The 22,546-nt window shown below is 38.4% G+C and carries 16 protein-coding genes and 4 pseudogenes; 14 read left to right on the top strand and 6 right to left on the bottom strand.

Going from position 1 to position 22,546, the window contains the following annotated elements; translation table 11 throughout:
* The first annotated feature begins 223 nt into the window (after positions 1 to 223).
* The 9 genes and pseudogenes from NST18_RS03600 to NST18_RS03640 all read left to right on the top strand — a co-directional run.
* Positions 224 to 484, top strand: coding sequence for a hypothetical protein (locus NST18_RS03600; protein ID WP_340721228.1), 261 nt, complete (start codon positions 224 to 226; stop codon positions 482 to 484).
* 67 nt (positions 485 to 551) lie between these two features.
* Entirely contained in the window at positions 552 to 710 is a 159-nt protein-coding gene (locus NST18_RS03605; protein WP_172437888.1) for a hypothetical protein, read from the top strand.
* Positions 710 to 1,111 carry a hypothetical protein gene (locus NST18_RS03610; protein WP_340721229.1) on the top strand — a complete coding sequence of 134 codons (402 nt, stop codon included), beginning with the start codon at positions 710 to 712 and terminating at the stop codon, positions 1,109 to 1,111. The genes NST18_RS03605 and NST18_RS03610 overlap by 1 nt, the downstream gene beginning before the upstream one ends.
* 261 nt (positions 1,112 to 1,372) lie before the next feature.
* Positions 1,373 to 2,977, top strand: coding sequence for a terminase large subunit domain-containing protein (locus NST18_RS03615; RefSeq protein WP_340721230.1), 1,605 nt, complete (start codon positions 1,373 to 1,375; stop codon positions 2,975 to 2,977).
* Positions 2,978 to 2,998: 21 nt separating this feature from the next.
* Positions 2,999 to 4,363 (top strand): phage portal protein, encoded by a 1,365-nt coding sequence (locus NST18_RS03620; protein WP_340721231.1) that lies wholly within the window; start codon positions 2,999 to 3,001, stop codon positions 4,361 to 4,363.
* A gap of 521 nt (positions 4,364 to 4,884) precedes the next feature.
* On the top strand, positions 4,885 to 5,310 hold the full coding sequence (locus tag NST18_RS03625) for a hypothetical protein (protein WP_340721232.1): 426 nt from the start codon (positions 4,885 to 4,887) through the stop codon (positions 5,308 to 5,310).
* 3 nt (positions 5,311 to 5,313) lie between these two features.
* Positions 5,314 to 5,655, top strand: a complete 342-nt coding sequence (locus NST18_RS03630; protein WP_340721233.1) for a hypothetical protein — start codon at positions 5,314 to 5,316, stop codon at positions 5,653 to 5,655.
* Between the two features lie 73 nt (positions 5,656 to 5,728).
* A complete protein-coding gene (locus tag NST18_RS03635) occupies positions 5,729 to 6,307 on the top strand; it encodes an Ig domain-containing protein (protein WP_340721234.1) in 579 nt (192 codons plus the stop codon).
* A gap of 232 nt (positions 6,308 to 6,539) precedes the next feature.
* Positions 6,540 to 7,277, top strand: a pseudogene (locus NST18_RS03640) (Rpn family recombination-promoting nuclease/putative transposase); the annotation flags it as partial.
* Between the two features lie 333 nt (positions 7,278 to 7,610).
* On the opposite strand, the pseudogene NST18_RS03645 reads toward NST18_RS03640, so the two are convergent.
* The 5 genes and pseudogenes from NST18_RS03645 to NST18_RS03665 all read right to left on the bottom strand — a co-directional run.
* Positions 7,611 to 8,699 (bottom strand): annotated as a pseudogene (locus NST18_RS03645) (IS701 family transposase); the annotation flags it as partial.
* Between the two features lie 118 nt (positions 8,700 to 8,817).
* Positions 8,818 to 9,138 (bottom strand): annotated as a pseudogene (locus NST18_RS03650) (multicopper oxidase domain-containing protein); the annotation flags it as partial.
* A gap of 149 nt (positions 9,139 to 9,287) precedes the next feature.
* Positions 9,288 to 10,160, bottom strand: coding sequence for a C39 family peptidase (locus NST18_RS03655; protein WP_042411611.1), 873 nt, complete (start codon positions 10,158 to 10,160; stop codon positions 9,288 to 9,290).
* 183 nt (positions 10,161 to 10,343) lie between these two features.
* Positions 10,344 to 10,582: pseudogene (locus tag NST18_RS03660) on the bottom strand (IS982 family transposase); the annotation flags it as partial.
* Between the two features lie 184 nt (positions 10,583 to 10,766).
* Positions 10,767 to 11,948, bottom strand: coding sequence for an IS701-like element ISBsm1 family transposase (locus tag NST18_RS03665; RefSeq protein WP_088223322.1), 1,182 nt, complete (start codon positions 11,946 to 11,948; stop codon positions 10,767 to 10,769).
* Positions 11,949 to 12,099: 151 nt separating this feature from the next.
* Here NST18_RS03665 and asnB point away from each other — a divergent pair, with 151 nt between their 5' ends.
* From asnB to NST18_RS03690, 5 genes are all read left to right on the top strand, one after another.
* Positions 12,100 to 13,998, top strand: a complete 1,899-nt coding sequence (gene asnB / locus NST18_RS03670) for an asparagine synthase (glutamine-hydrolyzing) (protein WP_004891673.1) — start codon at positions 12,100 to 12,102, stop codon at positions 13,996 to 13,998.
* A gap of 275 nt (positions 13,999 to 14,273) precedes the next feature.
* On the top strand, positions 14,274 to 15,758 hold the full coding sequence (locus NST18_RS03675; protein WP_340721237.1) for a type I restriction-modification system subunit M: 1,485 nt from the start codon (positions 14,274 to 14,276) through the stop codon (positions 15,756 to 15,758).
* A complete protein-coding gene (locus NST18_RS03680) occupies positions 15,751 to 17,064 on the top strand; it encodes a restriction endonuclease subunit S (RefSeq protein ID WP_340721239.1) in 1,314 nt (437 codons plus the stop codon). The genes NST18_RS03675 and NST18_RS03680 overlap by 8 nt, the downstream gene beginning before the upstream one ends.
* Positions 17,065 to 17,269: 205 nt before the next feature.
* Entirely contained in the window at positions 17,270 to 18,550 is a 1,281-nt protein-coding gene (gene iscB / locus NST18_RS03685; protein WP_340721618.1) for an RNA-guided endonuclease IscB, read from the top strand.
* Positions 18,551 to 18,612: 62 nt separating this feature from the next.
* On the top strand, positions 18,613 to 21,567 hold the full coding sequence (locus NST18_RS03690) for a type I restriction endonuclease subunit R (RefSeq protein ID WP_340721619.1): 2,955 nt from the start codon (positions 18,613 to 18,615) through the stop codon (positions 21,565 to 21,567).
* A 42-nt stretch (positions 21,568 to 21,609) separates the two neighbouring features.
* Here NST18_RS03690 and NST18_RS03695 read toward each other — a convergent pair whose 3' ends face one another.
* Entirely contained in the window at positions 21,610 to 22,338 is a 729-nt protein-coding gene (locus tag NST18_RS03695; RefSeq protein ID WP_064221392.1) for a M48 family metallopeptidase, read from the bottom strand.
* Positions 22,339 to 22,546 lie beyond the last annotated feature (208 nt).

Raw genomic sequence — 22,546 nt, forward strand, 5'->3', positions numbered from 1 at the left:
AAGGATTTTTTGTAGTATGAAATATAGTGATGCGAAATTTCGGCGAAAAATCGTGAAAAAAATCTCTAAAAAAGGCTATATTATGAGAGGTATAAAATTTTAGCGAAAAATCGTGAAAATTTTTTGTTTAAATTGCTATATTATGAGGAGTATAAATTGTACGAAAAAATGTAAAAAAACACTTGACAAGAAAAACGTTGATATTTCAATTAAAGATACGGTTATGAATGAATTTTTCCCGACACAAAAAAATGAAACGGTGAAAGTTGTTGCGAAAAAAGTTGAAAATGAATATATGAAAATGGCGGAAAGAGCAAAAAGAGAAGCAGAACAAAAAAGAAAGCGTGAAATCATTGACATTAGTGCTATCGTTGTAGAAGATTGGGAATTAGATGAAAAGAAAAGAGAAGATGAACAGAAAGAAAAACAAGATCATCAAGAACGACAAAGTAAATTGAATGTGTGGCTTAATGAATTAGATTAATGGGCTAGCCCAAACGCTAGTCCATTTTTTTATTTAATCAAAAATTAATCAAATAGGGGGAATCTTTATGAAAGAATTTAAGAAAATGATGAAAAATATTGAAATGATGCAAATGCGGTTATCGCTAATGAAATTAAATCTTCTTGAACAACAATTGATTACAAAAGAAATATTGTCCGACATAAAACGGCTGGAAAAATATTTTGAATCAAAGGAGGATAAATAATGAACATTCATCAAGCATTATCAAAACTAGATTGGCGCAAAAGAGCATATTTCATGCGGAAATTTCAAATACGATCACCAAAGAATGAACACATTCTTTCTATGTCTGATGAAGAATTTCTCAAGTGGGCAGATAGAAAGTCGATGATTGTTTTTCAGAATTGGGAACAAACGGATGAGTATTTTGAAATCTATATGTTGTATATGAAGGGCAAAATGCAACGAGACCTTGAAACTGTTTATGATGTTGTTTCAGAAAAAGCAAAACAAGGTGACGAAAAGGCGGTTAAATTGTTTCTTCAATTACATAAAGATATGACACAACTTCAAAAAGCAATGAATCGGACACAAACAAAACAAGAGAAAGTACAAGAAGATGAGGATGATGATTTAGAGATTTAAAACAGACAGTATGTCGGTTTTTTATATTAATATAAGTTTCCCACATTACCCAACATTGTTACCCGATGATTACCCATCATTACCCGATCGTTACCCAACTTCATTACCCAAAGACGGGTAACGATTTTTCGTTTGGGTAACGTGGTTTTAAGTATGAGAAAAGGGGAAAATTTCACTTTGAAAATTTCTATACTAAAAAAACTTCTATTTTAAGGAGTGTCGTAATGGCACTCCTTTTTCTGTTTGTAGGAGGTGATTAGATTGGCTAAAAAATTAACGAAAGAAGAAAAGTTAAAAATCATTATGAACGATTTTAAATTGTTCTCTAAAAACTTCATTAAAATTATTGACAATAACGGGGATACAGTGCCTTTTGTTTTGAATCCAGAGCAGGAACAGTTTATGAATGAGATGTCAAAATATAACTGCATTCTCAAAGGGCGACAGGTCGGATTCACAACGCTTTCACTTGCGTATATGCTTTTTAGCGCGTGCACAAAGCCCGATACAAACTATATCATCATGACACATCATGCTAGCGTCAGTAAATCGCTTTTTGTCAAATTGAAAAAGATGTATAAAAACCTTCCGCATGAGAAGTATCCGAATTTGTTTCCTAAAACAGTTCTCAATAACAGGGATGAGTTGTATTTAGACAATGGTAGCCGAATCATCATCGCAACAGCACAAGGAGAAGATGCCATTTCAGGAAATTCATTTCAAATCATACATCTTTCAGAAATGGCTAAATACCCTGCCGATGTACAAGAGGAAATAATTGCGACATGTATTCCTGCACTGGCAAAAAATGAATCTAGCGCAATCATTATTGAATCGACTGCCTTTGGCTACAACACTTACCAAGAAATGTTTATGAAGGCGTATCGTGACAAAGAAAGTGTTTGGAAGGCACATTTCTATTCATGGTTAGCAAAGGCGTATGAGAAACAATTCCGCCATACATTTGATGAAGCAGAGAATTGGTTTAAGTTAAATAATCAAGGTCGCAGAATGACATATGACGATTTAGATCACGATGAAAAGATTTTGCGTGATAAATACGGTGCGACATACCGTCAATTAATGTTTAGACGTTACTATATTCAAACAAATTCTCTTGAAAAGTTTAAACGCGAATTTCCGACTACACCAAATGAAGCGTTCATGGAAACAAATAAAGCAATCTTTGATACTGCAAAGATCATTGAACGACTTCATCATGTCATTCCTCCACTTGAAACAAAAGAGGTCTTGGGAGTTTTACCCGATACCTTAAAACCTTATTTAAACAAAAATCTATTCATTTATCATTTACCGAAACCAAAAATTAGACATTATGCAGGCGTGGACGTGGCATCGGGGACTGGAGGTAACAACGATTATACGGCAATTAGTATTTTAGACGCTGATGGGCAGCAAGTCGCTTCATTCTATGCGAATGATATTCCTGTTTATAAATTTGCTGAAATAGTTGACGCTTTAGGTAGATTTTTTAATTATGCGTTTATTTGTGTAGAGCGTAACTCGTACGGTTTGCCTTTACTTGAACGATTGCGAAAAGAATATGGATATATGAACTTACTGAAACAAAAGGTGTTTGACCAAAGAGGTAAACGGAAAATGCAGTTAGGTTTTCAAACGACAAATGTTACAAAGCCGATTATTATTAACGACATGAAAGAAATGTTTGAACTTGGCATGATTAACATTGAATGTGTACGAACGTTAGAAGAAATGAAGATATATCAAGAGAAAAATGGAAAGATGGGTAACAAGAAAGGAAAATCAAATTTCGATGATATGGTTATCAGCGTTGCTATGGCGTGCCAAGCCATGAAACAAGCGAAATATTATGTTGATATTTGATGATGAAGGGGGAATTTCTATATGAATCTTCAACAGTACATAAACGAATATCATGAAGGGCGTAGTGACTGGTTCGTTGAGGAAGTGCAGAGTGTATCAGCGCAACAACGTGTAATGAATGTGTTAAACTTAAAAGATTACCTTGACGGAAAACATAAAATCCTTCAGAAGCCGAATGAAAAGTTTGGCGGGAAGGAGTATGTGCCGAGAAAAATTGTTATGAATCATGCGTTGACACTTCTTAACTTTCAAACATCATTCTTGTTGCAAAATCCTATCACAATAACAGGAAAAGAGCGCATCGTGAAGGAGTATCAAAAAGTAAATCGACAAGGGAAATATGACCGATTGAATTATCGGATTCTTGATAAGATGTTGAAATATGGACAAGTGTATGAGTATGTTTATTTAGATAATAAAACAATTAAATCGAAACTCATTGATGCTAGTGAAGGGTATCCTATTTATAATCATGAAAATGAAATGATCGCCTTTATCCAAGCGTATATGGTTGATGGGATTGATTATTATATCGTTTATAGTGAAGATGTTGTTGAAACATACAGCAACAAAGGCGGACAATTAAGATTAACAGGGCGTTATGCGAATTTAAGTGGATTACCTATTATTTATAAAACAACAAATGAAGTAAATGAGAATGAGGGAAAAAGTGAACTTGAAAATTGGATAAGTATTCTTGACAATTTAGAGGATTTAATCAGTAAAGCAACAGATGCATACTACAAATACATCACAGGTATTCCGGTAATCACAGGGCAAGAGTTAAAAGGTGAAGGATTGTCAGTTGACATCGTTGGAGCAGGATTGAATTTAGATGATGGAGCAACATTTGAATTTGTAAGTAATAAGTTTGATTCACAAGCGTTTGATACATTGTATGAAACATTGTTAAATGCTTTATATACAGTAGCACATTTGCCTGCTATTGCGGTAGGGCGTACAGATATTAGTAATGTGAGTACAGAAGCAGTTAGAATCTTCTATCAAATGGCAAAAATGAAGGCAGGACAGAATGAGCAACATATTCGTGAAGGTATTGAGCAACGTTTTGAGAAGATTAGACGTTTACTTGCATACAAAGGCGTAACGTTTACAGATGATGAATTTGATTCGTTAGGGCTTGTATTCCAATATGCGTTGCCTTCAAGTGATAAAGAAATTATTGAAAACATGAAATCGTTGCGTGAAGTAGGCGGATTGAGTTTGCAAACGATGATCGAACAGAATCCATATGTATATGATGTTCAGCAGGAACTTATGAGATTGAAGGAAGAAAATAACACTAGATATAGTAGTGGAGTTGATAATAAGACACAAGATGTTGTGTTTAATGAAAATGTAGATGTGTCAAGGGATAATACTTGACAGTGATATATCCGCTTGCCTGCGCCTGTTATGAATGTGGGAAATAAAAAAATATTTCCCGAAAAATGACACACTTATCAAAAATAAGTGAGGGCAGGCGGTCAAATCTAAAATAGGGCTTAAAAATGTAAAAAAATACATAAAATATGGTAAAAATTAGGTGAAAATATACTCTAGGTTACATAATACATGTTATCGGAAGCAATTCCCCATATAACAGACATTATAGGGGCAACTCAAAAAGCATACAGAAGTACCCCTAATTGTCAAAATTTGCCCGCAGCAAGTCATTTTACACACCCACGAAAATTTTTTTAAATTTTCAACCTTCCAAAAACGTTGATATATCAATACTTTTCGCACATTCACTATACATTCAAAAAATGCCTATATATCAACGTTTTTTAAACATAGATGAAATATTGCTCGTTTCTATTGATTATTTTTTCGCTTTGCCTATGATTACCCATTCCGCCAAAATAAAATGAAAGGAAATGATGAATATTTCGGGAGGTGAAAAAATGGAGTATTTTAAACATCACCCTCAAATGATTTTAGAAAAGAGAAGGCGAGAAGAATTTGAAAAGCGGTTAGAACAGAATTTTATGGACGAATATTATTACAACGCTATGTACAAGGTGAAACATCGTGAGTTCATGCAAAAAATCATTAATTATCTAAATGAATATCAACCAAAGCGGTTGAGTATGAAAGATATATCGTATTCGCCTTTAAGTTATTATGTCGGTTATAACCATTATTACTTAAAAGGTTTCGTTTTAGAGTACGGAAGTATTAAGCGTCAATATAAACTTGAAAAAAGCGGCGACTGGTACGAAAACGAATATGGCTTTGTCGGTCAAGGACATCTAGTAACTGATGATACATTGAAAGCATTTGTCATTGATTTGAATCATGAATATTTACGTTTACAGAAAGGAGAATAAATTATGACTAATCTTCAACGTTTGCTTTTAGAGGTACAAGGAATCAACCTCGATCAAAATGAATTAGCGGTTTATTTAGAAGAAAACGGTCTAAAAGCCCATGATGAATATATTCCTCAATCAGCAACGAATAAACGGAACATTTATAAGACAGCATTAAGTATCCTTGAATCCATCGCCAACAATCCTACTTTAATGAAAACATACAAACTTGACGATATGACCGTTGCCGATTTTCACGAAAATTTATTGAATCGTATAGATCAATTAGAGCGGAAAATTCGCAGCATGAAAACGGATGAACAAGAGCAAACAGGAAATGTGTTTATGTTGTTTAATTCATGACAGAGTGACTGGAAGTCACGCAGTAGGGGGATGATTATCCATTCCCCTTTATGTTACTAAAGGAGGTTTAAAAATGAATCCTTTTACATTTGATACGTCTGATTTTCAATTCCTTCTTGATACAATCGGGGAAACGGTTACGATAGATAATGTTGAGAAAAAAGTAATTGTAAATAATGCAAAAATTGGCGATTATGAGGAAAAATATATTTATACTCTCGATTCAATCCAGCGTGGAAATCTTATTGTGTACAATGGAAAAAACTATCTTATTGTCTCTGATGTGACACAAGGGAAACTTTATAAGAAAGCATTAATGCGTCATTGTAATTATGAAATCATTGTTGAAGGGCAGAAAGTGTGTGAAATAGTCGGCTGGAATGATTTCGGAGAGCCAATTTATGAGTGCCACACAACAGAATCAATTAATATTCCTGCAATCGTTGATAAATACACTTTCAAAATAGATAATTTTGCGCCAATCCGTTTGCCGGAAAATCAGATAATCGTAACTATACGTGAAGATGATAATACGAAACAAAAATTTGTTGCTAATGCAACATTCGATGTGATGGGGAAAACTTGGAAGGTTATTGATGTGGATTTAACAAGAAATGGATTGCTTATTTTGACGTGTGAATTGAGTAATTAAATAAATTTTATAATATTTTCTATGACCACTTTACATTTTTTAACGACTACTCTATAATAAGAATCAATAAAATAAAATGTGAAGTGGTTTTTCGTAAAATTTGTTGAGCCACTTATTGATACATAAGATTTTGACTGGATTCACCTTGACAGGGTGGAGGTCGCTGGTTCGAGCCCAGTCGGAATCATCGCAAACCCCGAGTTCGATGAAAGAGCTCGGGGTTTTTTGTTGTTTCTCCCCTGTAGTGGCAGGGGAGAAGTATCGCGTTGATTTGCTTGTGGAAACGAAGCTGAGAGGGGAGGATAGCTTAATTATCGTTCATATCGAAAATCAAAGCTACGTTCAATCGTCGTTTTCCGAACGGATGTTTATTTATTTTAGCCGTTTGTTTGAAAAGTACCGTAAAAACATTGTACCAATTGCTGTATTTAGCTACGATACGATCCGCGACGAGCCATCGACATTTACCCTCCAATTTCCTTTTGGCCACGTGCTTGACTTTCGTTTTTTTACTGTCGAATTGCGCAAACAAAACTGGCGCAACTACATCCGCCAAGACAACCCGATCGCCGCTGCACTACTAAGTAAAATGGGGTATACTGAAAGTGAACGGGTAGAATTGAAAAAACAATTTTTACGCATGCTTGTCCGAATGGAATTAGACGAAGCGAAACAACGGTTATTGTTTGGCTTTTTTGAAACATATGTGAAACTATCAGATGAAGAAGAACGAAGACTGCGAAGCGAGGTGAATGAAATGGAGACGAAAGAAAAAGAACAAGTGATGGAATTGATTATTTCTTATGAACAAAAGGCGTTAGAAAAAGGAAGAGAAGAAGGGGTGAAGCAAGGAATAAAGCAAGGAATGAAGCGTCTTGTACAAACGATGGCGAAAAAAGGGATGAGTGTAAAAGACATTGCGAACGTCACGGACCTTTCGGAAGAAGAAGTGGAGCGGTTGTTGGAGTAGGGGGGACTGTCGTCGACCTTTTTGGAGACGGCAGTTTTTTGTTTTACAATGAGTGGGTGCCAATATGATGTTCGTTTGCCGTTTAACACGCTTTCTTCTAACGTTGCAAATTATCACGAATATTTCTTAAGATGTTCTCATTTTGTTGTCATTGTGCGTGTGTCCGTAAGTATGAGTGTGATAAAAATTTTCATTGACAAACATTTAAAAATCATCAATCCTTCTAAATAAGAGCGTCATTAGTACTATCGTTTATAGTGAAGAAGGGATTGGATTGAAAATAGCTAAGGTACTGTAGTTGAGCAATTTTAATCACAATAATTACCATGTAATCTTGCGCAGGAGATCGAGCCCATCCGAAACATCACTGTTCGAATCGAACATGCTGTACACGTAAGCAAGCTGCACCAAGATCCAGTAGCGTTTCACCGCCCGACGCCCGCGAACGCGGTATCCATCGAGTTTCAGCTGGTCTTTCGCTTGACGGAAAAAACATTCGATCGACCAACGTGCAGCATAGTAGCGCAAGATCTCTTCATCGCTTAGCTCGCGATCGGTGCTCAACACGCAATGAAGATGTTCCGATGTCATCGATTGATCGGCTTTCCATGCGAGCAGCACCACGGCATCATCGAGACCTTTGAGAGAGCCTTCGTAGCGATAAACCCGATAACGCTCTTTTCCCACCGTGACGAGGTGAGTGTCTTTCGGTTCGATGTAGCGGGCAAACTCCCTCACCTGAACCGCAATGCCTTTTGGATAAAGAAGCCGATTGGCCTTGAGCATTGCGATGACGTGGAATCCCTTTTTCAGACAAGCTTCCACGAGCGTTTGCGATGGATACCAAGAGTCCATCAGCACATAAACAGGACGGTGTACATCCAAAGAAGAAAGCATCTCGATCGCGAGTTCCCCCTTGCTTTTCCCCGCCGTCTTGTCGTAGAGGCGAAAGGCAAAAGGAAACGCTTGAGTCATCGTATGAACCATGAGCCAAACGAGAGAATGTCCCCAAATCGATTTTTTCTCTGCGTGACAATAGTGCCAATCACACCCTTGAATGGCGTGTGTTGCCCGTGACGAGGGCTTCGTTTTTTGGCAAATCGTATCATCGATCGAAACAAAAATGGGTTGATTCTCTCGTTTCGAGCTGCGTTCGACACGATGAAGCACCCACTGTTGGAGTTTGCGAAGCAGCGTCTCTTCCTCCCATGGGCTTTTCGTGAAAAAATGGCTCAGTGTCGTGCGATGGTTCGGATGAAAACTCCCATGATGTAGATCGGTCAGCGTTCCCGAAAAGCCCTTTGTAATCATCGCATCCACGATATGAACGAGATGCTTCATCACAGGTTTCGAGAAATAAAGCGCCAACCCTAACGTTATGAAAAACTTGTGGATTCCTTGATGATGTGCTAATCTATTCATGAGACATGAACCTCCTTGTGGATAGTTGTGGCACATCTATTTTAACCAAGGAATCGGGTTCATGTCTCCTTTTTTGTTTGGTTGTAAATTTATGTTAGCGAATTTGCTCATCTACAGTTTTTAAAACAATTTTCACATTATCCCCTTGCTTTACGCGGATTTGCGCACCGGGTACCGATCCATTATACGTGTATACCGGGAGTTTGACTTTATCATTTATTTGTAATAATGCTTCCTTAGCAGTAAGATTAATCTCTTTACCGGATAAAACTTCTGTGTTTGTTGCCAAAGGCAGTTTCTTACTGGAGTCCTGTGCGGTGTTTTCTTCCTTCATATTCATGTTGGACATGTCGTGTCCTTGCATCGAAGAATTATTTGAGCAAGCTGCACCAATCGCAACAACTCCTGCCAAAACAGTTCCTAACAATAATTTCTTCATCGCTTTCCCTCCATAAACTTGTGATGTAAGTCATAGTAACATCATCATAAAAAATAAATGTGCAAAATTTATGGGGAAAAATTATATTTTTTTCACACGAAGTAGTTCGAAGATTAAAATAAAAAAGATAAGCCACTACCTATAACCGGTTAATTGCGGTTATAGGTAATAGCTTGTTTGCCCATTTGTATCCAAGCTTGAATAAATTCAGACTTAGGTGCTTTTTTATTTTTCGTACCTGTCAATGGGTCATTAAAATAAATATATTTCTCATCATATCCGGTGATTAACACGGAATGCTCCCGGTATGTTATTTTTATAGGGCCTTGCGGGGTCTGCCATTCAATAAATTCAGACGGAGGAAGTATACGAAAGGTTGTGTTGGTAATAACCCAAACTGGGGTACCTTCAGACAAATACTTATATATTTCTTCAAATGATTGTCCTGTTAAATCAACGATTTGGTTTGGTAAATAAATCTCGGCTAATTCTTTTATAGGTTTATGATAGACACCATATCCCGGTTTCTTTATTGTATACATGTCACCAACAAACCCTTCATTTGGATGTCCATAAAATACTTTTCCATTATGTATTCGATAAGGGGTTGGATTTTTCTTTATTTGCTTCGCTAGTGTCATCTTGTCTACATTGATTCCCGCGTGATTCAAAAGCATTGCCAGACTTGTTACCTCGCACCCCCTTGGTAGTTCTGGGAGTTGCGAGAAAAGGGGGGCATCAATGAGAGCTGATTTAACCGGGATTTGTTCTTTTGAATGTCTAGATGATGGATTTCTCGCTTCAACTTTATTTTTATATGATGTTTTCTGTACTAGATTGTTTATAGCGTCGACCATATTTTCAGAATTTACATAATGGAAAAATAGAGTTAAAAACAATAGGAAAAAAGCGATATAGGATCCTATTGCTAGTTTATATAACTTCTCATTGGTTGGCTTTCGTAAAAGAAAAATAGAAAGTGAAACAATCATAAAGGCTAAAAAAAGTATAATCCCTAACATGATAGTTGCAACTCCTTTGTTAAACTTGCTGTTTTTATATTATCGACTACATATGCAGAAACAATGGAGATGATTCTTATCATGTAATTATGTAACAATTATGTAACAATCTCAAAAAATCCATAATTTCTCCACATTTTATTGTTTTAATATGTTAGAGGAATGAAAATATCGCAAGCAGGTCAAGTTCCCAGTCACAAAGCGATGCCATGCATGTTCGGAAGAGAAGCCAAGCAGCTTTCCTAAAAGATGTAAAAGATGAATAGCAATGATCACCGTATCTTCTTGTTTCACCAAATGACGATTGCGACGTTGAAGATAGCATTGAATTTGTGACAGCTGGGCAGAAACAAAAAGAAAATGACTGCATATTGTTTTTGAATCTTTGCTTGATCTGTAGTAAAATGAAAGTGCTCTTGCATAGGGATTCTCCTTTCGAATGTTGGATCGCCCTTTCATTCTACAGGAGATCCACAAGCAAGGGCTATTTTTATGCTTACTCGATTTTATCTAGCACCACGGGTTCTATAAAATTTAAATTTAACTGTAGATGAGCAATTTTCATAACAATAATTACCATGTAAAAAGAAACAAACAGGGTAACCCTTATGCCACATGGAGCTGTTTTTTCACGGTATCAATGGGAATATTTTGTTTCGCTGCACAGTAAATGAACTCCACGAGGCTATGTCCTTTTCTCTTGCGCAAGAGATCGAGCCCATCAGAAAAATCGCTGTTCGACTCGAATAGGCTGTACACGTAAGCAAGCTGCACCAAGATCCAGTAGCGTTTCACCGCTCGAACCTGACGAACACGGTACCCATCGAGCTTCAGCTGGTCTTTCGCTTGTCGAAAAAAGCATTCGATCGACCAGCGTTGGGCATAGTGGCGCAAGATGTCTTCATCGCTTAGCTCCCGGTCGGTGCTCAAGACGCAGTGAAGATGTTCCGATGTCATCGGCTGATTGGCTTTCCAAGCGAGCAGCACCACCGCATGGTCGAGACCGTTGAGCGCTCCTTCGTAACGATAGACGCGATAATGCTCTTCTCCCACCGTGACGAGGTGAGTGTCATTCGGTTCGATGGAGCGGGCCAACTGCTTCGCTTGGACGGCAACGCCGTTCGGATAGAGAATCCGGTTCGTCTTGAGCATCGCGATGACGTGGAATCCTTTTTTCAGACAAGCTTCCACGAGCGCTTTCGATGGATACCACGAATCCATCAGCACATAAACGGGACGGCGTACATCCAACGAAGAAAGCATCTCGATTGCGAGTTCCCCTTTGCTTTTTCCCGCCGTCTTGTCGTAGAGGCGGAAGGCAAAGGGAAACGCCTGGGTTGCAGTATGAACCATGAACCAAACAAGAGAATGGCCCCAAATCGATTTTTTCTCTGAGTGAGAGTAGTGCCAATCACATCCCTGAATCGCGTGTGTTGCCCGTGACGAAGGCTTGGTTTTTTGGCAAATCGTATCATCGATCGAAACAAACAAGGGTTGATTCTCCTGTTTGGCGATGCGTTCGACACGACGAAGGATCCACTGCTGGAGTTTATGAAGCAGCGCCTCTTCCTCCCATGGGCTTTTCGTGAAAAAATGGCTGAGTGTCGTGCGGTGGTTCGGATGAAAGCTCCCATGATGAAGATCGGTCAATGTTCCCGAAAATCCCTTCGTGATCATCGCATCCACGATATGAACGAGATGCTTCATAACGGGTTTTGAAAAATAAAGGGCCAACCCCAACATCGTGAAAAACTTGTGAATTCCTTGATGATGTGCTAATCTATTCATGAGACATGAACCTCCTTGTGAATGGTTTGGTAGCACATCTATTCTAATCAAGGAATCGGGTTCATGTCTCCTTTTTTGTTTCGATGTAAATTTATGTTAGTGATTTTGCTCATCTACAGTAAATTTAATAAAGTGGGGGAATAACAACATAATGTGCGGTTTTATTGGTTGTATTCATGATCATCCAAGAATCATTGATGAAAAATGGAAAGAAACGTTTCAAGAAATGAATGATATCATTACTCATCGTGGTCCTGACGATGGTGGTTATTTTTTTGATGAATATGTGAATTTTGGATTTCGACGTTTGAGTATTATCGATCTTGAGACAGGGCACCAGCCATTGTCCTATGAAAATGAACGATATTGGATCATATTTAATGGGGAAATCTACAACTATGTGGAATTGCGAGAAGAATTGCTTGCAAAGGGATATAAATTTACTACTCATTCCGATACAGAAGTCATTATTGCTCTTTATAGTGCTGAAAAAGAAAAAGCTGTAGAAAAGCTTCGAGGTATGTTTGCTTTCGTCATCTGGGACAAACAAGAGAGAACGATTTTTGCGGCACGTGACCCGTTTGGCATAAAACCATTTTTCTATATGGAACAGGGCGACCGTACGTTTTTTGCTTCCGAGAAGAAAAGTATTTTGCTAGCTCTTAAAAATGATTTATTAGACTATGATTCACTGCAGCATTATTTAACATTCCAATATGTACCTGAACCAATGACGATGTCTGTTGGTATTAAAAAGTTAGAACCGGGTCATTATATTAAGAAAAAAATCGGTGAAAAATTAACCATTCATCGCTATTGGAAAGCCCAATTCCAACCTATCATCAAATCAGAAGATGAACTTGTCAAAGAAATTCGCAACGCGCTGTTCGATTCCGTGCAAGTGCATATGCGCAGCGATGTGCCGGTAGGTTCGTTTTTATCAGGAGGAATTGATTCATCCTTCATTGCAGCAATTGCTAAACAATTCAATCCTAATATCAAGACATTTTCTGTCGGCTTTGAGCGGGAAGGCTTCAGTGAAATTGATGTGGCAAAAGAAACAGCGGAAAAGCTGGGCGTTGAGAATATTAGCTATGTCATTTCACCAGAGGAATATATGGCGGAATTACCGAAAGTTATGTGGCATATGGATGATCCACTTGCCGATCCTGCGGCAGTACCGCTTTATTTTGTTGCCCGGGAAGCAAGAAAGCATGTAACGGTCGTTCTTTCCGGTGAGGGAGCTGACGAGTTATTTGGCGGTTACAACATTTATCGTGAGCCACAGTCATTGGAACTTTTTGAGCGAATGCCAAGTACGGTTAAATCAGCTTTGAGAGTGATTGCATGGCTACTCCCGGAAGGAATAAAAGGAAAAAGCTTTATTGAGCGCGGTACAACACCAATGGAAGAACGATATATCGGCAATGCGAAAATGTATAGCGAGACAGAAAAACAAGAACTGCTAAAAGGATATAAGAGGGGATTAGAATATATATATATTACAGCTCCTTTTTATAGAGAAACAACTCATTATCCTCCTGTAAACCGGATGCAATATATTGATATTCATACATGGCTGCGAGGCGATATTTTATTAAAAGCCGACAAAATGACGATGGCCCATTCATTAGAGTTAAGGGTTCCATTTTTAGATAAAAAGGTATTTGAAGTAGCCGCCAAAATTGCTCCGGAAATGAAAACGACAAACAAAACGACGAAATATATTCTACGAAAAGCAGCAAAAGGAATTGTTCCAGATCATGTTTTAAATCGCAAAAAATTAGGATTTCCGGTGCCAATTCGTCATTGGTTAAAAAATGAAATGCATGATTGGGCGAAAAACATTATAAAAGAAAGCGAAACCGATCATTTATTTAATAAAGATGTATTGTATCGTTTACTAGACGAACATTGCAAAAATAAAGCAGACCATAGCCGAAAAATCTGGACCGTCCTTGCTTTTATGATTTGGCATCAAGTATACATGGAAAAGAAATACGATTTTACAAATATATATAGAAAAGACAAGCTGTCGCTATTAATCTAATTTGACTGATTTTCGTTGCCTGTCTTCTATTGTCGGCCTCCAATCTTGCAAAAACTCCGGGGGATTGACGACAAATGTACCAATCCATAAAGATGATGGACTAAACTTAACCCCAGCTATGTTCAGATAGCTGGGGTTTCGTATATTTGGGCATATGAGACGAGACGTGATGTTCTTATCCATTGTTGTCAAATGACAGTAGTCTACAAATAGGAATTTTTGTTATGATTAAAGTTGGAAGAGATGAAAGAACAAGAAAAAATGGAGGCAACAGTATGAGCAAGTTAACGCTACAAGAACTTGAATCTCATCTTTGGGAATCTGCGAATATATTGCGTGGTAGTATTGATTCTTCTGATTATAAAAACTATATCTTCGGAATGCTGTTTTTAAAACGATTAAACGATGTGTTTGTCGAAACAGCTGAGCGGATTGAAAAAGAAGAAGGGGAAGATTACGGTTGGTATGATCGCGACGAACACCAATTTTTCGTACCTGAGAAAGCACGTTGGAGTTATATTCAATCCCACTCCCAAGACGTGGGGGCGGTTATTAATAAAGCCTTTGAATTATTAGAAGATGAGAACCCTTCCCTACAAGGGGTATTAGCGAATATTGATTTTAACGATAAAGAAAAATTGTCCGATAAAACGATTCTTCAATTAGTACAGCACTTCTCACAAATTGACTTACGCAATGAAAACTTATCAGAACCTGATATCCTTGGTCGTGCTTACGAGTACCTAATTAAGCAGTTTGCTGACGATGCAGGAAAAAAAGGCGGCGAGTTTTATACGCCAAGCCAAGTCGTTAAATTAATTGTCAAACTAATTAAACCTGAAGAAGGTATGCGTGTATGCGATCCAACCGCAGGGTCTGGTGGAATGCTTATTCAAGCTGTTGACTATATAAAAGAAAAAGGCGGCAATCCACGCAACATTACATTGCATGGACAAGAGAAAAACTTAAATACATGGGCGATTTGTAAAATGAATTTGTTGCTTCATGGCTTAAGCGACCATGAAATTAAAAAAGGCGATACGATTCGTGAACCGAAACTATTAGACGAAAATGGCGAGCTTCTATTATATGATCGCGTCATTGCTAATCCTCCGTTTAGCTTAAAAAACTGGGGACGTGAGGAAGCAGAAGCAGACGCATTTAACCGTTTCCGTTTTGGTTTACCGCCAAAAAACGCAGGAGACTATGCGTTTATTCAACATATGATTGCCACACTTAATGATGAAGGAAAAGCGGGAGTTGTTATGCCGCACGGCGTTCTTTTCCGCGGCGGAGCGGAAGGGAAAATTCGTCAAGGTATCTTAGAAGAAGACTTAATTGAAGCGATTATCGGTTTGCCAGCGAACTTGTTCTATGGGGCGAGTATTCCTGCGGTTATTCTTATTATCAGCAAAAATAAAGAAGAGCATAAAAAAGGAAAAGTTCTCTTCATTGACGCATCACAGGACTATCAAGAAGGCAGAAATCAAAACTTTCTTCGTGATGAAGATATTCAAAAAATCGTCAGCACATACGATGCATGGAAAGATGTTGAGAAATATAGCCGTGTCGTTACATTAGAAGAAATTAAAGAAAATGACTACAACTTAAACATTGCACGTTACATTGATACAACCGAAGAAGAAGAGGAAATTGATGTCGCAGAAGCACTTCGTCAACTCCGTCAACTCGAACAAGAACGGAACGAGATTGAAAAGGTGATGTATGGCTATTTGAAGGAGTTGGGGTATAGTGGGTAAAGAAAAAATAACAAATGCTAATAGCTTTCCTAAGGATTGGCCAATAAAAAAGTTAGCGGATATTGGCTCAACTTATGGAGGTTTAACCAATAAAAGCAAAGAGGATTTCGCTGAAGGTAACTCAAAATTTATAACTTATAAAAATATATACAACAATACATTTATCAACACTAATGAATTAGAAAGTGTAAGAATATATAAGGACGAAAAACAAAATAAAGTAAAATACGGTGATGTTTTTTTTACAGGTTCTTCTGAAACACCTGATGAAGTTGGAATTAGTTCTGTTTTACTTGAAGAGGTCGATGATGTTTATCTAAATAGTTTTTGTTTTGGATTTAGGTTTAACGACCTGAAAAAAACTATACCAGAGTTTTATGGATATTACTTTAGAGGACCAGTATTTAGAAATGAAGTGTATCCGCTGGCCCAGGGATCGACAAGATTTAATCTGTCAAAAAGTGAAATGATTAAGCTAAAAGTACCCGTTCCACCAGTCAAAGAACAATACAAAATCGCAGCCATTCTCTCATCCGTCGATGAAGCCATTGAAAAAACCGAAGCTATCATCGAGCAAACGGAGAAAGTGAAAAAGGGACTCATGCAACAGTTGCTCACAAAAGGAATCGGACACACGAAGTTTAAAAAGTCGGAGATTGGGGAGATTCCTGAAGAGTGGGAAGTGAAAAGTATAGACGAGTTGGTATTTGTAAATCCAGAAAGTTTGTCCAATAAAACCAATGAAGAATACGAGTTTGAATATATTGATATTGGATCTGTGGAGAGAACAGGAAAAATTGGAGAAACAGTTCGCTATCAGTTCAAAAATTCTCCTAGTCGAGCCAGAAGAATAGTAAGAACTGGCGATACAATTATTTCTACCGTTCGTCCATATTTGAGGGCGTTTGCTTTTATTGACAATAAACATGATCAAAAAGTTTGTTCAACAGGTTTTGCTGTGTTAAGACCGAAAGAAAAAATTGACCCTGTTTTTTTGTTTCAGTCTATTTTGAATGATAAGTTTGTAGAATTTTTGAAATCCAGAATGACTGGTTCAAATTATCCTGCTGTAACAGCGACAGACATAAAAGAGTATAAGTTGGGTGTACCTAGAGATATTAATGAGCAGACAAAAATTGCGAAAATACTAGCAAAATACGATGAAAAACTTGAGATTGAAGAAAAATCGCTTGAACAACTTCAAACAATCAAAAAAGCCCTTATGCAAGTCCTCCTAACAGGCAAAGTTCGTGTCAAAGTTGATGATGAGGTCAACAACCCAATGACTAAAGTCATGGGCTTGTAAGCCCCATGTTGACCAGACCAAGGCTTGAAACAGAGCCTACGTTATAGATGTCATGACACGTTCGGGTGCTTCTCCAGCCCGTTCCTCTGTCGTGCAAGGTTAAACAAGCGTGGTGGGTAGCGCTAGTGTCTTGCACATAACAAGCATCTATAACATGGTCGAGGAGAATATGACCTGCTTTATGCAGAGGAAAGGGGAGAACCCTATGGTTTTTGTGTTAGACACAAACAAACGTCCGCTTGCTCCTTGTCACGAAGCAGTTGCAAGAAAGCTGTTGAAACAAGGGAAGGCGGCGATTTACAGGCGATTTCCATTTACCATCATCTTGAAAAAATCAGTAGACGAATCAGAAATTAAAGCAACATATCGGCTCAAAATCGATCACGGAAGCAAACACACAGGACTTGCGATTTTGCGAGGACAAGAAGTGGTATGGTTAGGGCAACTTGACCATCGCACAGACATCAAGGAAAGAATAGATAAAAGGCGTGCTTTCCGTCGAGCAAGACGAAATCGAAAAACAAGATACAGAAAACCACGCTTTCTGAACCGCAAGCGAAAGGAGGGGTGGTTGCCGTCATCACTAGAGAGTCGTGTGCAAAATATCCAAACATGGGTTAACCGCCTAAAGAAGTTATGCCCCATTGGGTATATATCATACGAAAATGCCAAATTCGACACGCAACTCATGCGAAATCCTGAAATCAGCGGCATTGAGTATCAACAAGGCACGCTTCAAGGATACGAAGTAAGAGAATACTTGCTTGAAAAGTTTGGGCGGAAGTGTTGTTATTGCGGAAAAGAAAATGTTCCACTTGAAGTGGAGCATATCATTCCAAAATCGAGAGGTGGAACAGACCGAGTGGATAACCTATGTCTTGCCTGTCATGACTGTAATCAGCGCAAAGGAAGTAAGACAGCAGAAGAATTCGGGTATCCGCACATTCAAAAGCAAGTCAAAGAATCATTAAAGGATGCAAGTGCTATCAACTCGACAAGATGGAAAGCGTATGAAGTGTTAAAGCAGACAGGATTAGATGTCGAGTGTGGAACAGGTGCACGAACAAAAATGAATCGTATTCGTTTAGACTTGCCGAAAACACATTATTTTGACGCTTGTTGTGTAGGCGAAAGCACAACAAATCACTTATATTTCAAAACAAAAGAAGTGTTATTTATCAAGGCAAAAGGGCGTGGTAGTCGCTCTCGTACAAACCTAGATAGATATGGCTTCCCAAGAGGTTATCTTGCAAGACAAAAATTCTTCTTTGGTTTTCAAACAGGGGACATGGTTAAGGCTGTTGTCCCAAGAGGGAAATATCAAGGCGTTTGGTTTGGCGAAGTCGCATGTAGAAAGACTGGAAGTTTCGATATTAAAGGCAAGGACGGAAAGCGTATCGCACAAGGAATAAATTATAGATATGTCCAAGTCATTCAGCGATTTGACGGATATGCTTATGGAAAGGGGGTGGCGGAACTTGCGTAAGGTGCAATTCCTCGCCGTGCCTAAAGGCAGGGGCTTCCTTGCGTAAGTTTCGTGATGTCACAGTGACCGCCGCAAGTGAATGGAATGAGTTAAACCTCGTGGAAAAACGTTTGATCAATCAGCTTCAAGAGTTGGGCTATGAACATGTACCAGGCTCAGCTCTTGAGTCTGAACGTGATTCGTTAAGTGAAGTGATTTTAAAAGAGCGGTTAAAGAAAGCGATTCAGCGGTTAAATCCATGGATTGATGACAACAACCTTGCTCGCATGATTTACAACATTACTCATATCGAAGCAACAGGACTCATGCAAGCGAATGAAAAGTTTCATGAAATGCTTGTGAACTACATTTCGGTTCAACAAGATTTAGGAAAAGGAAAAAAAAATCAAACGGTTAAACTGATTGATTTTGATAACCCTTATAACAATGAATTTCTAGTTGTTGACCAATTCCGCATTCAAAATGCAAGAGGCACGATTCGTCCTGACGTTGTTATTTTTGTGAATGGATTGCCTTTAGTCGTAATTGAATGTAAAAGCCCAACGTTGCAAGAAGATACGCAAATTTCAAAAGCGGTCAATCAATTACGACGCTATCAAGAAACGCATGAGCAACTTTTTTACTATAACCAGTTTATGATTGCGACAAGCAATTATCGCGCAAAGGCGGGAACGATCGGAGCGAAAGTGCAACATTACGGCGAGTGGAAAGATCCGTATCCAAGAACGGTGCCTGAACTTGGTGACTCACCTACGAAACAAGATATTTTAGTTGCAGGAATGTTATCGAAAGAAAATTTGCTTGATTTGATTCAAAACTTCATCGTCTATGAAGTTGATGGTGGACGGGTCATTAAAAAAATTGCCCGTTATCAACAATTCCGTGCTGTAAATAAAGCGATCCATCGCATTTTACATGCAAAAACGCCGAAAGATCGCGGCGGGGTGATTTGGCATACACAAGGTTCAGGTAAATCGTTGACGATGTTATATTTAGCCGTCAAACTGCGACGAATCAAAGAGTTGCACAACCCAACGATTGTCGTTGTCACCGACCGTAAAGATTTGGATGACCAAATTACAAAAACGTTCCGTAAATGCGGCTTTCCTAATCCGCAGCAAGCGGAAAGCGTTAAAGACCTTAAAAGGCTATTACAACAAGGACCGGGATCCACGATTATGACGCTTGTGCAAAAGTTCCAACCAGACAAAGATCAAGACGAGTATCCAGAACTTTCAAGGTCGGAAAATATTTTTGTGCTAGTCGACGAGTCGCACCGTACGCAATATAAAGGTTTAGCGATGAACATGCGGAAAGGATTGCCGAATGCCTGCTATATCGGCTTTACAGGAACACCGATTGATAAAGAAGATAAAAGTACAACACGAACGTTTGGCTCTTATATTGACAAATATACGATTGAACAAGCGGTCGATGATGGGGCAACCGTTCCGATTTTCTACGAAGCTCGAATGGTTAACCTTCATTTGCAAGGCGAGTCACTAGATCGCTTATTTGATCGTAAATTTAGCGACTATAGCGAAGAAGACCGTGAGCGAATAAAAAAGAAATACGCCAAAGAAGAAGCCATCTTAGCCGCTCCGAGCCGCATTGAGCAAATTGCCTTAGATATTGTGGAACATTTTGAAAATTATATCCTGCCAAACGGTTTTAAAGCGCAAGTGGTGGCGGTGAACCGTGAAGCGGCGGCGATTTATAAACAAAAGCTCGATGAACTTATTAACGGAAAATATGAAACAGCATTAATTATTTCAACAGGTCCCGAAGATAAAAACAATGAATTATTAAAAGACTACTCTCTATCCCGTGAGGAAGAAAAACAATTAATTGAACGCTTCAAAAAGCCGTTTGAAGAAGACAAACTAGCGATTTTAATTGTTTGCGATAAGCTTCTAACAGGTTTTGACGCTCCAATCGAACAAGTGATGTACTTAGATAAACCGTTAAAAGAGCATAACCTTCTTCAGGCAATCGCTCGTACAAACCGTACGTATGAAGGAAAAACGTATGGGCTTATTGTTGACTACTTTGGGGTATCGAAATTTTTAGAGAAGGCGCTCGCGATTTTCTCTAAACAAGATATTCAAGGAGCGTTGTTGCCGATTGAAAGCGAGTTGCCAAAGTTAAAACAAGCCCACCGAAAAGCGATGAGCTTTTTTGACTATATTAACCGAAGCGATGCCGATGCGTGCGTTCAAGTATTAGAGCCTGAAGATGTGCGTCATGAGTTTGAAAAAGCGTTTAAAGAGTTTTCCAAACGAATGGATATGATTTTACCGAACCGTGAAGCTTCTCCATATATAGAAGACTTAAAGTTTTTAGGGAAAGTACGGCAAATGGCAAAAACGTTATATCGTGACGAGCAAATGGATATTTCCGAGTGTGGCGAGAAGGTCAAACAATTAATTGCAGAGCATTTATATGCTGAGTCTGTCGAAGTCATCCATGAACCGATTGATATTTTGTCCAGTAAGTTTGATGAGCGGCTAAAAAAAGCCCCTTCAAAAGAAGCACAGGCGGCGGAAATGGAACATGCGATTCGTCATGAGATTAAAGTGAAGCTGGAAGAAAACCCTGTATACTACACGTCGTTAAGAGAAAAACTTGAACAATTAATCGAAGCAAGACGGAAAAAAATGATGGATATCGCAGAATTAGTAGAAAAGCTACGCAGCATGGTCAATGACATGCGAAACGTCAACCAACAAGCGCAAAATCTTGGCTTTACACGGGAACAATATCCATTTTACCAGCTGTTCCAACAGCTTCTTCCAGATGAAGAACATAAAGATACGATCGATGCGTTGACGCATCTTGTAACAGACATGATTGCCGAGGAAAGCCAAGTCATTGATTGGGTAAACAAAGAAGATGTAAAACGAGAAATGCGGAAGAAAATTAAAAAGCAGTTGCGGGCAAGTGTTATCCCTAAAGATCAGATAGAAAATGTAACGCAACAGATTATGTCATTAGCGATGGTTCATTATAAACGATAAACGTATGAAAGCCTCCTACCAATCTAGGGAGGCTTTCGTCATTTATAAAGTTAAGGTTGGGCCATTTACACGCAACCATTCTTTTCTTTGTTCATAGTCCGACATCACAGATTTAACAAAATGCCAAAAATCATTGGAGTGATTCGGATATTTAATATGTGCTAATTCATGTACTAATAAATAATCGATAATCGGCATTGGTGCCATCATAATTCTCCAGTTTAAATATATGGCTCCTTCGTTTGTACATGTTCCCCAGCGCATTTTTTGTTCTTTTAATTTAATTTTAGTAGGGGTTACTCCCATTTTAGGGCAATAAATTTTTAAACGTTCTTGTAGTTTCATTTCTCCGTACAGAATATACCAATCTTTGAACGCTTGTTGGAAAAATGAGATTCTTTCTTCTTCTGTTAAATGCGGTGGCACCGTGGCAATAAATTTCCCTTGTTTAAACATAAGAATCGGCTTTGTAACTTCCTCGCTTTTATATACTTTTAATCGATAATTGCGCCCTAAATAAGCAAATTTCTCTCCGCTTACAAACTCTTTTGGAGCAGGGCAATCAGAAATTTGATTCAACGCCTGCCATTTATCAATAATCCATGGAGCCTTTTTATAAAGGATAGAATGTAAAAGTGTAGGCTCTATCCCCACGGGGGCTACGACTTTTACCCCCTCTAACCATTCAACCGATATCGTCACATCCCGCTTTTCCGGCTTATACTCTACTGCATAATCTATTGTTGTCTTGCCATATTGAAAGCTAGGCATAGAAATACTAACTCCTTCGTTCCTTTAATTGTCTTTCATTTTAACTTTGGGAAAGCAAAAGGTCAATTGCGAACGGTGCCAGGCACCGTTCGTAAGGAATATGCTCTTTTCGCCAAAAAACAAGCAAAATCGTTGACAAAATGACATTCGCTGAATAAGATAAGATTAAAAGTTGGTTTAGGGAAAAATTATAACCTCTGTACAAATT

This window comes from Anoxybacillus sp. FSL W8-0104 (genome assembly GCF_038004465.1).
In the GTDB taxonomy this organism is placed as follows: Bacteria; Bacillota; Bacilli; order Bacillales; family Anoxybacillaceae; genus Anoxybacillus; species Anoxybacillus flavithermus_G.

Coding starts and splice junctions, on each gene's coding strand:
- NST18_RS03600 (WP_340721228.1), top strand. CDS start 224: ATGAATGAATTTTTCCCGACACAAAAAAATGAAACGGTGAAAGTTGTT.
- NST18_RS03605 (WP_172437888.1), top strand. CDS start 552: ATGAAAGAATTTAAGAAAATGATGAAAAATATTGAAATGATGCAAATG.
- NST18_RS03610 (WP_340721229.1), top strand. CDS start 710: ATGAACATTCATCAAGCATTATCAAAACTAGATTGGCGCAAAAGAGCA.
- NST18_RS03620 (WP_340721231.1), top strand. CDS start 2,999: ATGAATCTTCAACAGTACATAAACGAATATCATGAAGGGCGTAGTGAC.
- NST18_RS03625 (WP_340721232.1), top strand. CDS start 4,885: ATGGAGTATTTTAAACATCACCCTCAAATGATTTTAGAAAAGAGAAGG.
- NST18_RS03630 (WP_340721233.1), top strand. CDS start 5,314: ATGACTAATCTTCAACGTTTGCTTTTAGAGGTACAAGGAATCAACCTC.
- NST18_RS03635 (WP_340721234.1), top strand. CDS start 5,729: ATGAATCCTTTTACATTTGATACGTCTGATTTTCAATTCCTTCTTGAT.
- NST18_RS03655 (WP_042411611.1), bottom strand. CDS start 10,160: ATGTTAGGGATTATACTTTTTTTAGCCTTTATGATTGTTTCACTTTCT.
- NST18_RS03665 (WP_088223322.1), bottom strand. CDS start 11,948: ATGAATAGATTAGCACATCATCAAGGAATTCACAAGTTTTTCACGATG.
- asnB (WP_004891673.1), top strand. CDS start 12,100: ATGTGCGGTTTTATTGGTTGTATTCATGATCATCCAAGAATCATTGAT.
- NST18_RS03675 (WP_340721237.1), top strand. CDS start 14,274: ATGAGCAAGTTAACGCTACAAGAACTTGAATCTCATCTTTGGGAATCT.
- iscB (WP_340721618.1), top strand. CDS start 17,270: ATGGTTTTTGTGTTAGACACAAACAAACGTCCGCTTGCTCCTTGTCAC.
- NST18_RS03695 (WP_064221392.1), bottom strand. CDS start 22,338: ATGCCTAGCTTTCAATATGGCAAGACAACAATAGATTATGCAGTAGAG.